Annotated in this window: 11 protein-coding genes; 7 read left to right on the top strand and 4 right to left on the bottom strand. The window is 48.2% G+C overall.

From position 1 onward, the window contains the following. Positions 1-95: 95 nt before the first annotated feature. The 3 genes from HMPREF1212_RS13565 to HMPREF1212_RS13575 form a co-directional block, all read right to left on the bottom strand. Positions 96-638, bottom strand: coding sequence for a hypothetical protein (locus HMPREF1212_RS13565; RefSeq protein WP_157317011.1), 543 nt, complete (start codon positions 636-638; stop codon positions 96-98). A gap of 158 nt (positions 639-796) precedes the next feature. After that, entirely contained in the window at positions 797-2,293 is a 1,497-nt protein-coding gene (locus tag HMPREF1212_RS13570; protein WP_046149716.1) for a SusD/RagB family nutrient-binding outer membrane lipoprotein, read from the bottom strand. 19 nt (positions 2,294-2,312) lie between these two features. Next, positions 2,313-5,570 carry a SusC/RagA family TonB-linked outer membrane protein gene (locus HMPREF1212_RS13575; protein ID WP_046149717.1) on the bottom strand — a complete coding sequence of 1,086 codons (3,258 nt, stop codon included), beginning with the start codon at positions 5,568-5,570 and terminating at the stop codon, positions 2,313-2,315. Between the two features lie 857 nt (positions 5,571-6,427). On the opposite strand from HMPREF1212_RS13575, the gene HMPREF1212_RS13580 reads away from it, so the two are divergent. The 7 genes from HMPREF1212_RS13580 to HMPREF1212_RS13610 all read left to right on the top strand — a co-directional run bounded on the left by HMPREF1212_RS13580 (position 6,428) and on the right by HMPREF1212_RS13610 (position 11,904). After that, entirely contained in the window at positions 6,428-6,904 is a 477-nt protein-coding gene (locus HMPREF1212_RS13580; RefSeq protein ID WP_046149718.1) for a hypothetical protein, read from the top strand. A gap of 383 nt (positions 6,905-7,287) precedes the next feature. After that, positions 7,288-7,737: a hypothetical protein gene (locus tag HMPREF1212_RS13585; protein ID WP_157317013.1), complete on the top strand. Its 450-nt coding sequence runs from the start codon at positions 7,288-7,290 to the stop codon at positions 7,735-7,737. Between the two features lie 26 nt (positions 7,738-7,763). Further along, entirely contained in the window at positions 7,764-9,161 is a 1,398-nt protein-coding gene (locus tag HMPREF1212_RS13590) for a replicative DNA helicase (protein WP_046150389.1), read from the top strand. After that, positions 9,158-10,678 carry a CHC2 zinc finger domain-containing protein gene (locus tag HMPREF1212_RS13595; RefSeq protein WP_052724999.1) on the top strand — a complete coding sequence of 507 codons (1,521 nt, stop codon included), beginning with the start codon at positions 9,158-9,160 and terminating at the stop codon, positions 10,676-10,678. Before HMPREF1212_RS13590 ends, HMPREF1212_RS13595 begins: the two co-directional genes overlap by 4 nt. Before the next feature lie 58 nt (positions 10,679-10,736). Continuing rightward, positions 10,737-11,015 (top strand): hypothetical protein, encoded by a 279-nt coding sequence (locus HMPREF1212_RS13600; protein ID WP_147337558.1) that lies wholly within the window; start codon positions 10,737-10,739, stop codon positions 11,013-11,015. Further along, on the top strand, positions 11,006-11,320 hold the full coding sequence (locus HMPREF1212_RS13605) for a type II toxin-antitoxin system RelE/ParE family toxin (RefSeq protein WP_052725000.1): 315 nt from the start codon (positions 11,006-11,008) through the stop codon (positions 11,318-11,320). Before HMPREF1212_RS13600 ends, HMPREF1212_RS13605 begins: the two co-directional genes overlap by 10 nt. Positions 11,321-11,448: 128 nt before the next feature. Continuing rightward, the gene (locus tag HMPREF1212_RS13610; protein WP_046149719.1) at positions 11,449-11,904 is read left to right on the top strand and encodes an HU family DNA-binding protein; all 456 of its coding nucleotides are present in this window, start codon (positions 11,449-11,451) and stop codon (positions 11,902-11,904) included. A gap of 1 nt (position 11,905) precedes the next feature. Here HMPREF1212_RS13610 and HMPREF1212_RS13615 read toward each other — a convergent pair whose 3' ends face one another. Then, entirely contained in the window at positions 11,906-12,133 is a 228-nt protein-coding gene (locus tag HMPREF1212_RS13615) for a DUF4248 domain-containing protein (RefSeq protein WP_028726768.1), read from the bottom strand. Positions 12,134-12,160: the final 27 nt, after the last annotated feature.

Consider the following 12,160-nt stretch of genomic DNA (forward strand, 5'->3'; position numbering starts at 1 on the left):
CAACACCAAAATAATTACCAAAATAGTATTTCCCCATTGGATAAGAAAAGGCGGAATCTGACCGATCAGGTTCCGCACTTTCTCACTACGGAGTTCTATCTGCTCCCGTTCTCCGGAAGCAAGTCACTTGCATGTATATAAAAACCGCGTATATGTACCATAAAACTGCTTCCTTCAAATGTATCAGGATTCACTATATTAAACTCCTTCCGGTCCTTTGACATATCAGAAAAAGATTCTACAACCCACTGAACTAACTTTTGCTCCCTAGCAAGAAAAAAATCACGATATTCTTTAGGGATAGCAATGTCGTAATAACTCATCTTTAGCTCGTTTGTAAAGATGATCTCCGCATACACTTTTCTCATTATGTCACGTTCCGAAGATGTTAACGGTTCAAATATCCTGAAAAAAATAACAGCTTCATTTCTTACATTCTCAATCTTAAAGGGATACTCAAACCCCCACGTATACCCCTCCGCTTTCAGGACAGGCATTGATTTTCCTTTCGGAGTAAGAAAAATAGTGTTTCCCGATACTTTTTCATCAACCAGATGGAAATCTTGAGCTTTACACCCGAAAATGCTGAAAAGCATTATTAAAGTAATAATATATATTACATGCCAAGAACTTTTCATAAGCAAATTAATTTAAGGTTAAAAATCAACCAGGACGAACATCACTGTCCATCCTGGTTTTAAAATAATGTGTCTTTGTTTAATTACTCTCTGGTTTTGGACTTACGGGTTGTTGTAACCCTATTGTTGATTTAATAAATGTGTTTGGTTGGTTAATGCTATTTGACACCGGTACGGGTATCCCACCACATCTGCTTACCCCAGACATAATCCTGAATACCTGTAGCGGCGGCAGTCACGTTAGCTTCGTTGTACAGATACTGGTTCTGCGGATACGGGAAGCGGAAAGGAACATCATTGTGGATTCCCTTATAAGCAGAACGTGCACCCGGATACTGAGGCGTAACGCCATCCGCAGCAACAGCCGTATGGATATAGGTCGGATAACCTGTACGGCGGTATAGCGACCAAGCTTCGATATTCTGCTTGAACAAAGCCACCCACCATTCAAAATACAGACGTTCGTACGAACCGTTCCATTTTCCTTTTCCTGCCAGATAAGCATCGGCAGCAGCTGTATCGATATCATTATCTTCCATAGAAAGACGAACGGCCTTTTCATACGCATCGGCAGCAGTCATCGGCACCTTCCAGCCCTTCAACGCAGCTTCCGCCATGATGAAATAATTCTCGCAGGCACGGTAGAACGGAGAGAAACCGGCCGGATCTTCACGGAACTTCGCTCCCATGCGGGATATATCGTCCAACGATTTCGGGGCATCCTTTGCACCATTCTCGAAACCGCGGTATTCGCCATCCGCTTTCGCTGGCTTGGCAAATGTGGCAATACGCGGATCGTCCATCTTTTTCAGGTGGTCGATAAAGATCGACGACATACCATCGTCATCACGCGTACGGAAGTTATTGTAATAACGTTCGAAATAACTGCCCGAACCCTGCCACCAGAAATAAGCATTATCCGCACATTCCGTAATATAAGGATAAGCCGTCGGATTACCGAAGATCTCTTCGACAACAGCTTGTGCCTCCGGATATACACCCGAAATGCGCATCGCTATACGCAAACGCAACGAGTTACAGAACTTTTGCCACTTTACAGCATCCTTTTTATACAGGAAGTCGCCATCCCCCAGATCGTCGGTGCCTACTCCGGAAGCCCAGCTGTCGGCAGCCGTTTTCAGGTTCGCCAATATCTTCGGATAGATTTCCGATTGTGCATCATAAGGAGTCTTCAACACGCTTCCGGCCTCCGGAGCCCCTTTGAACGCTTCCGAATAAGGAATATCGCCAAAACAATCGGTACACATCACCATCAGGTAATTCTGCAACGTGATACAAACATTGCGCATATTCTTATTCGCTTCCTGTGCATCTTCCGTACGGTCGAGGATATCCTGCAACTGCACATGGCCGTAGTATGACTGGTACCAGCGGTTGCCATACGTATTGTTGGAAGGTATATACCCGCTGTAATCGTTCAAATACTGTATTTCGGAAACGTAACCTGCCCACTGGGCGATATCCAGGTCGCCCCCATACTGATCGGCAGTCCTCCGAATGATATTTCCCAGCATATTCGTAAACGGTACCTGGGTATAAGCATCCGGGTCGGTATTTATTTCATCAAACGAACTTGTACATCCTGTGGCAATCATCGCTAACGAGAGTGCCCATATTTTATATTTATTCTTCATAACCCTGTTTATTATTCAGTTAAAATGTCAGACCTAATTTAAAACCTATACTGCGTGAATTCGGAGTAGAAGCCTGTTCGAAACCTACACCGCGGCTATCGCTGGACACACCACCCGTTTCCGGATCAAGACGCAACTTGTTGGAAGAATGTACCCAAAGCAACGCCAGGTTTGTACCGATCAGGGAAACCGTTGCACGGTTGAAATATTTGGTTTTCTTCAGGAACGATTTAGGCACGTCGTAAGAAATATATGCTTCGCGCAATTTCAGGAAAGAGCCGTCGAACACATAAGTTTCAGCGTTACCGTTAGAGTTGAACCAGGTATATGCATCGGTTTCAAAATTGTTTTCCACAAACTTACCGTTGGCATCGGGAATCACGAAACGTTCTTCGGTCATTACATCCTTACCGGCCACGATAGCACGTTCGCGGATACCGTTTTCAGCTGTTACATTGGCCACACCGGCTGAATAAGAGTGGCTCATAGTCTGCGACCAGATATCGCCACCGATACGCAAATCGAGCAGGAAGCCGAATCCGAAATTCTTATAAGTGAAGTCATGGCGCCATCCCATCAGGAAGTCGGGCGTTACATTACCGATAATTTTCGAAGCTTCTTTCTGCGGAGTACCGTTTGTATACAGTTTGATCGCACCGATCTGGTCGGCTGTAGCCTTGCCGGCCGCAACATCTTCCTCGCTTACGCGGGCATATCCTTCACCTACCAGGGCACCCCATTTTTCACCGACACGTGCCTGGGTATCGATACCCCATGTCCAACCCATGCCATACGATTCGAGCAAAGGCTTGCCTGTTTCCGGATCATTATAAAGTTCCACTACCTTACTTCTGTCTTTCGCAAAATTTAGTGTAGTCGACCAGTTGAAACCGTCACCCTTACTGCGGAAAATGTCTCCTCTTACTTGAAGCTCGACACCTTTGTTGTCGATTCGTCCGGCATTCACCAACATGGCTGCAAATCCGACTACGTTGGAGGTTGAAACCGACAGAATCTGGTCTTTTGTCTGTTTCTGATAGTAAGCCAGGTCGAAATGCAAACGGTCATCGAACAAGCCGACTTCGGTACCTACTTCCCAGGTCGTAATACTTTCCGGTTTCAGGCCGTAATTAGGATATGTGTAACTCTTATACATCTGTGCCACACCATTGTAAGAAGATGATTCGGCATAATAGTAATAACTATTACGATAAGCAGATGTAGCCGAACCAATCTGTGCAATACCACCGCGCAACTTCCAGAAAGTAAGGATATCATTCTGTAAGTTTTCAAACGAAGCGGTAGGAATCCAACTCAAACTAACCGAAGGATAGAAGAACGAATCGTGTATGGTAGAACTCCAGTCGTTACGTGCACTGGCATCCAGGTATAACTGGCTCTTCCATCCCAATGAAGCATTCGCATAAATAGAGTTCGAACGGATATGGCTATGATCCATTGTTGCAACGGCAGTACCTTTCGCATTGGCCATTGTATAAACACCGCGCACGGTTAATGCGTCTGCACCGATTTTACTAGTCTCCCAACTAAGATCGCGATAGTTGGCACCCAATACACCACTCAGGTTAAAATCGCCGAATGTCTTATTCACTGTTGCAAGGAAGTCGGCATTCAATTCCGTATTTTTCGTTGCCTGCTGGTAGAAAGCGCCTTCGGGCCAGTCGCCACGGTCGAAATAATGACGTTCGAATGTCTGCATATTATAGTAATCCATACCGATACGTCCTTCAAACTTCAACCAGTCGAACGGTTGGTAGAACAAAGAAGACTTACCGAAAATACGGTCGCGCTGCAAGCTGTTCGTATTTACATTGGCTGTAAAATAGGGATTCATGTGATAAGCATCGATCCAGTTATAATAGGTATAATCGCCATTGGCATCCCGTTGATTCCAGTTGTCTTTCAAGGTTTGCATATTGATCTGGCGACCAGTCCATGCCACCAGCGAGTTGATCGGGTTGTTACTTCCGTATCCCTGTCCGATCAGGTTATCGCTCTTTGTGCGGGTATAGCTGGCAGAAAGATTGAAAGAGATGTATTTGTTTAGTTTCATATCCGTATTTACCTGACCGGAATATTTCTTCTGGTCGGTATTAGGTACGGTACCTTTTTGGTCGCGATAAGAAAGAGAGGCGCGTGTAGTTACATTTTCGCCTTTAGCCTGTACGGAAACCATGTGGTTCATAGAAACTCCGGTCTGAAAGAAATCTTTCACGTTGTTAGGACGGGATACCCAGTCGGTATACTCCCCGTTACTATCGTATTGGCTGATTTTCAGCCCTGCATCCAGACGAGGACCCCATGATTCGTCGTAACCGGTATTTACACCCTTGGAATAATCGAAACCATATTGAGTTGCATAATCCTGATAGCTCAGGTCAGCGTGCGAACCGTTTTTCCAATGGTATTCATCACCGTCATGTCCCTGGCCGTATGAGTTTTGCAACTTGGGAAGGTTGGCAGCAAAGTCCATTGTCACATTCATATCATAAGAAACAGACACGCCATTACCGTTTTTACCGGACTTGGTCGTGATCAGGATAACACCGTTACCTGCACGCATACCGTAGAGGGCGGCCGATCCACCTTTCAATACGGAGATCGACTCGATATCTTCCGGGTTGATATCATTCAGACCCGAACCGTAGTCTACTCCATTATAGGCATTATCACCCGTACGCTGCGTATCGTTGGCAATAGGGATACCGTCCACCACGATAAGCGGCTGCTGATCGGCAGCAAGCGAAGAGTTACCACGCACGGATATACGTGAAGAGGCTCCCACCGTACCACCGAATTGGTTGATCTGTACACCGGCCACTTTACCACTCAGCGAACTGGTCAGGCTGGCACTACCGGCTTTCGTCAATTCGTCCGCTTTCACCTCCTGGATGGCATAACCCAGTGATTTTTTTTCACGGTTAAGACCCATAGCCGTTACGACCACCTCTTCCAGGTTTTTCACATCCGATTGAAGGACAACCGTTACATGCGGTTTTACGGCCACTTCCTGCATAGTCATACCGACATAGGAAATCTGTAAAATTTTGTTTTTCTCAGGAACATCCAGGGAGAATTTTCCATCCAGATCGGTAATCGTACCGATACTTGTCCCTTTTACCAGAATAGTGGCACCGATAATCGGTTCACCGTCATCGCCCGAGGTCACCGATCCGGTCACCTTCACTGTCTGAGCCAGCACCATGCTTATACTTGCAAAGAAGAATAGCAAGGTCATTGTAAATCGCTTCTTCATAGACACATTTGTTTAATTCAGATTAACATAAAAAATTTATACTATAATGTTTTATCAACATAGTCTTGTAAGAACTACGTCAATTGAATAGGAACGGATTCTTATTTTTACATACATTTAACACATTATTGAAAATATCTGTAAACACACAGATTAAGTGTAAAAAAGGTTGATAATGATAGTAAATGCAGGATTTCAAGGTATTATAGTAATAAATTATTTGAATAAGGTCTTGTTTTATTTATTTTTTTTACTTATGTTTGCACTGTTATATAAAATATTAATCATTTAATTAAAACAACGGGAATGGCAATTTCAGTAGAAAAAAGGCCATTTTAATCGCTCGATAAGCATTTATTATTGAATTTATATTAATGACAAAGATACCGAGTTGATACCCGATTCTTATTGTAAATTTATATGCGTACTGTAAATGATATAAAATCAGCAGATTATATCAATATAATTTTTTTACAATAAGAAAATATCGTAGTTCTTACAAGACTCACCCCTTTTTCCCTTCTTTATAAACGCCTCCAAAAACGCCTTATAACCATTTTCAATTTTAGTTTCTATATAGCACAAATAAAATAAAAAATAAACTACATTTGCAGTTAATGGCTTATATATCACGCCGTCACATATACAAATAAAAACAGTAACATATGCTACTTATATTCTCAACATAATAGTGTTATTACGCTAATACTTCGGTGACAAATCAGTGACACAATAGTGAAAACAGACAAATCAGCAATAACAATCAATCTTTTCGTCAAACAGGCCAAAAAACATCGTATCTGTCGACAACAGATGACAAATTCATACCAAACGCCTCTCCCTCAATTTTACATATCATGAAAAAGACAATAACAATAAGTTTTTTCAATGAGAGCAAACCAACGTTCGCTCTTTTCCAGAAGTATCTGAAGCATCAAACAGACAGAAAAAAGGTACTAAACGAGACGGCCAACCACCTTCTACACCTTAAGAATCCGAATAAGAGACTGTTAGCCTTTAAAAATAAATTTTTCGAGACCTATGCCCGCGAACTGGCTTCCAACTCCGGATGCAGTGAGGTTCTACCCGATCATCTGCGCATACAAACCAAGGTGTGGGAGCAATTCCTGATCGAAATGATGAACGCCACACGTAAAGCGGGTTACCTGGGCAATATGACCATCAAACGGCTTGCATGTATACTGGTCTGCATCCTCGATACGGACTACGACCAGGCGGGGATGGTCAACCGACTCAAAAATCCACAACCGGAATATGGGGATATTTACATAAAGGTTGAAGAGTTGGCAAAGCATATCACAAAGAATATCTAGTATTTAATCCGGGAGAGGTGTTTATTTACTTTTTTTGCCGACCATAATTACCGTTTTTTGTACGCAGGAGCCTGTTTTCAAAACCTACACAACTAACAACCAAACTCTTACCTTTCCAAAATCGGGTTATACGGAGTAGCTATCCCCCGTTGTATCTTTGAAAACGAAAAGCAGATGCCCTTTTATGTCTTTATAGAGAAATAAGTCTTATTATATTAAGAGAGCGTCCGTGAGATCGTCCGAAGATCGTCCGAAGCCCCTTTCCGAAAGGCTCGTAACGAACAGAAAGACGAATACTTACAAACAATTTTTATCGTCCCATGATCGTCCGTGAGATCGTCCGTAAAAATAAACAACATGTATAACCTATAAAAAACATCGACATGAAACAATCTAAACTTAAATCACTTAAGCTACTTTCAAGAGGTTTTATGAAAGTACCGAACGACATTCTGGAAGAAATCTACTCCGACAATGCAGTTGCGCGGTTACACGGCAAATTATTTCTTTGCCTGCTCTACCATGCCTATTTTGCTGATGGAATAATCAAGGTAGGCAAGCTCTGTATCCCCTGCAAGCGGGGCGAATGGGTGACGACCTACCGGACGATCGAAGAGAAAACGGGCATTGCGCGCAGTTGTGTCAAAACATTGCTGGAACTGTTAACCAACGACGGGCTGGTAACTACCAGGTACTTTTCCCGCTTTACGGTGGTGACCATCGTCCGCTACGATGACATGATGAAAACACCCCTCACTTTCCCGCCCGTCTTGCCGGGCAAACCGTCCGCCCCGGTGGCGGCAAGGATTTATTACCCGCGTCTCGCTGATTAATGTCAAACACATAAACAAATATGATTATGAAACAAGAAAGCACTTTCCAGCCACCCCTACCCGCCCCGATCCCTGCATCGGAAGAGATGGAACTGGCCGTCATCATGGCCGTTATCGCCCAGAGCGGAGCCATTGCCGACGTGGCCGAACGCCTGCTGCCGGACATGTTCGTCAACCCCGCCTACCGCCTGGTGTACCGTGCCATGACCGCCCTCCACGACCGCGAAGCCGACATCGACATGCTGAGCATCGAAAACGAAATGCGCTTGCTCGACCCTGCACAGGCCGCGGAACTCAACGGCCTCGGATTCATCGCCGACCGGATGCTGACCGTGCGCAACGCGGCGCATATCCGTACCTATGCCGCCTCGGTGATCCGTTGCTGGGTGTTGCGCCGCCTTTGTGCGGACATGCAGGAGCATACCCTGAAGGCGCACGACCCGGCCGTCGACGTGGTGACACTCCTGGGCGGCATCCACAAAGGGGTGCAGAAGCTGGAGGATTTCTTTGCCGTGAGCAGTACCACCCGCCGGGCCGGAGAGGTGAGCCGCCGGGTGCTGGAAGAGATCTACGGTGAACAAAAAGCGCGTGCCGCCGGCGAAGAATTGCAGGTGACGACGGGTATCGACGAGTTCGACCGCGGGCTGGGCGGCCTTTTCAAAGGGGAGCTACTGGTGCTGGCCGGACGTCCTTCGATGGGAAAGACGGCACTGGCGCTCCACATGGCACTGGCGGCGGCACGGAAAGGGAAACGGGTGTGTTTCTTCAGCCTCGAGATGACCGAACGCCAACTGATAAGCCGCCTGCTCTGCACGATAAGCGGGGTGGAACCCGACAAGCTGCGGTTTAAGTTGCTCAATGCCGACGAGCGTGCCCGGCTGGGTGCGGCCAGCGAGGAGCTCGACCGCTTGCCGCTGTTCCTGAACTATTGCAGCGGCTGCAATTTCGAGGAGATACGTGCCAAGACGATGGCGCTGCACCGCCGCACGGCACTCGACCTGATCGTCATCGACTACCTGAACCTGATACAGATCAACCCCGCCGCCCGGGGAGAGGTGAGAGACACGATGGATCTGGCACTGGGCGACGTGTGCCGCCGCATCAAGAACCTGGTGATGGAAGCCGGTGTGGCGGGTCTCCTGCTGGCACAGCTCAACCGCAACTGCGAAGCGCGCACCGACCATGTCCCGGTGATGAGCGACCTGCGCAACTCGGGCGAGATCGAGCAGATAGCCGACAGTATCGCGTTCGTCTACCGTCCCGAGCATTACCAGGAATACTACGACAAGGCCACGAAGGAAGATATGCGGGGCGTCGGCCAGCTTTTCATCACCAAAAACCGCAACGGAGCCACCGGCGAAGTCCGCTTCCGCTACAATAATTGCCTGACACAGATTTATGCGTATAAAAACAATTCATTATGAACACTAAACAACTGAAAGCCGCCAACCCGATCGAACGGGTGGCGGCACGTTACGGAAGCCTTCAGAAGGCAGGTGCAAACTTTAAGATGCTGTGTCCGTTTCACGACGACCACCATCCTTCGCTCATGCTGCATGTGGGCAGGCAGTTCTTCAAATGCCATGCCTGCGGGGCGGGCGGCGATGTGATCGGGCTGGTGATGGGGATGGAAAGGTGCTCGTTCGCAGAGGCGGTGAAGAAGCTGGGGGGAGAAACACACAGCACAAATAAGCTTATCGATAGCGACGCAAAGGTATCTGTTTCCCCTCCCGAAAGGAGGCAGAGGGTGTGTCACAGCCATCCCGACAAACTATCCGAAGAACAACGGACTTTCCTCCGCTCCCTCCTCCCTTTCGCCTCCGGCCACAGCGAACTGTCGCCCACCTGGCTCGACTTCGGTGTAGGGCTTGCCCCGTCCTTCGTGCCCGACGCTTTCCGTGCCATGCGGGGACGTATCATCTTCCCGATCTACGACGCAGCAGGTGTCCTGACCGGTTTCGGGGCACGGCGAAGGGATGGCGACTCCCCGGCTGCTATCGCCTCCGACTCCCCGAAATACATCAACACCACCAACAACGCGCTTTTCGACAAGAGCCGCACGCTCTACGGCATCCACCGTGCCACCGAGGCGATCCGCCGGGCGGGCTTCGTCTTCCTGGTAGAGGGCTACAAGGATGTGCTGGCCATGCACGCGGCCGGTTACTGCAACACCGTCGCCCTCTGCGGCACGGCGCTGACCGACGGGCAGGCGGAGATTCTCGCCCGCTATACCTCCGGCCTCTATCTCCTGTTGGACGGCGACCTCCCCGGACGTAATGCCGCCGCAAAGATTGCCCGCGAACGCAAAGGTTGCTTCACCGTCCGCCCCTTCGTGATCCCGACCGCCGAAGATCCCGACGAACTGTTCCGCCGCCTGGGGAAAACGGATTTCCGCACCTATATCCGCCACCTCACGGCGGAAGGCCGGTTCTGTGCCCGCCGCCTGCTGGGATATTGCCTGCGCTACCCCTCGCTTGCTCCCCACCTCACGCGGATGCTCGAAGCGGACGACATGCCCTTCCCCGACAGCGACTACAACGACTTGCTCCGACACCTCTCCCTCGCTCAGCTACGCAGCGGCACGGGGACGACAGACGACACCTCATACGGTTTCCCGCCGGAGCTTGCCGTCTTCGCCTCCTTCCTCCGGTCGCTCCTGCCCGCCCTGTTTCCTCCGCTGCCCGACGTGCCCGGTGTGCCGGAAGGGATGCTCGAGTCGGAGGATATGTTGTCGCCCGAAGCTGTCCTCCACACCCTCTGTCTCGAATACTACGAGGAAAGGATCATGGCTTCCGCCCGTCGTTTGCGCAACCATCTCCACTGCCAGTCGGCATCCTCCCGTCCGCCCCTCCTCCACGCCTTCGGCAACCAGCTCCGCCTCCTCACCGAAATCACCCGCCAGACCTGCCGCACGGCAGCGGTTGGGGAGAGGTGGTTTTGAGGGAAGGGAAAAGTTTTTCTTCCCCTACAGTATTAAATTCATATAATTGATTACCTTTGTGGAAACAATCATTCAAATAAAGAAAGGAACCAAATCCATGACAAAAAAGAATTACTCCCATAAGGTGAAAGAAACTTCCGGCTCCACGATCAATGAACCCATAGTGTCCTATGGATTAAGTGATGCTGCGGAACAACTCTTACAATCACAATATACCCTGGATGAATTAAATGCCCGCATAGACGAAGCAGAAAACGATATTGATGCCGGAAGGGTTTATACAAGCGAACAGGTACATGACATATTAGAGAAAAAATATCCCTGGTTATGCAAATAAACTGGTCTCGCAAAGCCTTACTACAATTAGATATTATCATCAACCAATGTGTCGATTTATTCGGTGAACGCATTGCGATACGCTTTTACAGGCAACTAAGCGACTATGAAAAACGTTTATCTAAAAATCCTTTACTAGGCCCTCCCGAGCCATTACTTCAGAACCGTAAACGTAGTTACCGGGGTCTTATCATACACGATCACTTCAAATTAATATATTACATAACAAATAAAGGTATCATACAAATTGCAGATATGTGGGATACCCGTCGTGAACCTGCTAAATTAGCTAAACGCATTAAATAACACGATTATCCAAACACAAGCCAACCCACCCGAACACCCCCGAACTGCCCGCATCGGCCATGTCGTAGCTTTGTAGTGTAATATTACAACAGGCAACAAAGTTATTCACTATTAAAACATTTCTAATCATGGCAGTAAAATATCGTTTAGTCCTGAGGAAGGACATGAGTAAGGATGCGCCGGAAGACGGCAAGTTGGTGTATGCGGTAAGCAGTTCGACAGGTATGTGCGACACCAACCAGATGTGTGAAATTATTGCAGACCGCTCGGCGGCTACTGCGGGTGATGTCAAACTCGTGCTCGACGGCATCATGCATGTCCTGCAACAGAAACTACCGGAGGGGCAGACCGTGCAACTCGGCGAACTGGGATATATCCAGGCTGTGCTGGGAAGCAAAGGGGCGGCTACCGAAAAGGACTTCACCGCCAATATGATCAAAAGCCGGCGCATCCTCTTCCGTCCCGGCAAGCTGCTCAAGCAGATGGCGGACAACTTCAAGACGGAGCGCTACACCAGCGGCGCAACGCCTTCCACCCCGCCGGCAGATGGCGGTGGCGAAGACGACAGGCCGGTGATCGAGTAGCCTAAGGTTCCCCCAGATGATCGACTATACAAGCCACTTGCTTGGGGGTAAGCACCTTCCTTCCGGCTTTCCAGCCACAGGCCGTCAGCCGGGAGGTCAGCTCGTCACTCAGTTTGATCCAGCGCCGCAACTGCACGGAAGCACATTCGGGCTTGCTGTCGGGAAAGTATAACAGGGCCAGCTCCTGGTAGCCCCACACACGCTTGAAGTTCTGTTTCTTGTCGGACATAACTCTTAGTTTTTGCTTGTTTTACAA

It is taken from the genome of Parabacteroides sp. HGS0025 (assembly GCF_000969845.1).
In the GTDB taxonomy this organism is placed as follows: domain Bacteria; phylum Bacteroidota; class Bacteroidia; order Bacteroidales; family Tannerellaceae; genus Parabacteroides; species Parabacteroides gordonii.

Excerpts from the sequence above, each read along its gene's own strand:
- HMPREF1212_RS13585 (WP_157317013.1), top strand. The coding sequence starts at position 7,288 with ATGAAACAATCTAAACTTAAATCACTTAAGCTACTTTCAAGAGGTTTT.
- HMPREF1212_RS13575 (WP_046149717.1), bottom strand. The coding sequence starts at position 5,570 with ATGAAGAAGCGATTTACAATGACCTTGCTATTCTTCTTTGCAAGTATA.
- HMPREF1212_RS13570 (WP_046149716.1), bottom strand. The coding sequence starts at position 2,293 with ATGAAGAATAAATATAAAATATGGGCACTCTCGTTAGCGATGATTGCC.
- HMPREF1212_RS13595 (WP_052724999.1), top strand. The coding sequence starts at position 9,158 with ATGAACACTAAACAACTGAAAGCCGCCAACCCGATCGAACGGGTGGCG.
- HMPREF1212_RS13615 (WP_028726768.1), bottom strand. The coding sequence starts at position 12,133 with ATGTCCGACAAGAAACAGAACTTCAAGCGTGTGTGGGGCTACCAGGAG.
- HMPREF1212_RS13610 (WP_046149719.1), top strand. The coding sequence starts at position 11,449 with ATGGCAGTAAAATATCGTTTAGTCCTGAGGAAGGACATGAGTAAGGAT.
- HMPREF1212_RS13590 (WP_046150389.1), top strand. The coding sequence starts at position 7,764 with ATGAAACAAGAAAGCACTTTCCAGCCACCCCTACCCGCCCCGATCCCT.
- HMPREF1212_RS13605 (WP_052725000.1), top strand. The coding sequence starts at position 11,006 with ATGCAAATAAACTGGTCTCGCAAAGCCTTACTACAATTAGATATTATC.
- HMPREF1212_RS13565 (WP_157317011.1), bottom strand. The coding sequence starts at position 638 with ATGAAAAGTTCTTGGCATGTAATATATATTATTACTTTAATAATGCTT.
- HMPREF1212_RS13580 (WP_046149718.1), top strand. The coding sequence starts at position 6,428 with ATGAAAAAGACAATAACAATAAGTTTTTTCAATGAGAGCAAACCAACG.